The sequence below is a fragment of the Collinsella aerofaciens genome (genome assembly GCF_019131995.1).
GTDB lineage: Bacteria > Actinomycetota > Coriobacteriia > Coriobacteriales > Coriobacteriaceae > Collinsella > Collinsella aerofaciens_S.
The window spans coordinates 1-373 of the sequence record NZ_JAHONA010000085.1 but is presented as its reverse complement, the minus strand read 5'-3'; the positions used below and the strand labels follow the sequence as shown (position 1 = coordinate 373).

General features: G+C 67.0%; 1 protein-coding gene. It reads left to right on the top strand.

The window, feature by feature from the left end:
* Positions 1–158: 158 nt before the first annotated feature.
* Positions 159–373, top strand: a 215-nt coding sequence (locus tag KSY82_RS10275) for a dTDP-4-dehydrorhamnose 3,5-epimerase family protein (RefSeq protein WP_217751136.1), incomplete at its 3' end; no start/stop codon positions are given.

The following is a 373-nucleotide window of genomic DNA, read 5'->3' as shown; positions in this document are numbered from 1 at the left end:
CCAGCGCGAGCTGGGCTGGAGGCCGGCCCACACCGACTTCGCCGAGGGCCTGAAGCAGACGATCGACTGGTACGTCGAGAACGAGTCCTGGTGGCGCCCGGCCAAGGAGGCCACCGAGGCCCGCTACCGCGCGCAGGGGCAGTAGGGAGAGGAGAGACATGGCAGACATCGCATTCGAGAAGGACCTCTCCGTCACCGAGACGGGCATCGAGGGCCTGAAGGTCGTCGACCTGGCCGTCCACGGCGACAATCGCGGCTGGTTCAAGGAGAACTGGCAGCGCGCCAAGATGTGCGCGCTGGGCATCCCCGACCTCCGCATCGTCCAGAACAACATCTCCTACAACGACAGCCGCGGCGTCACCCGCGGCATCCA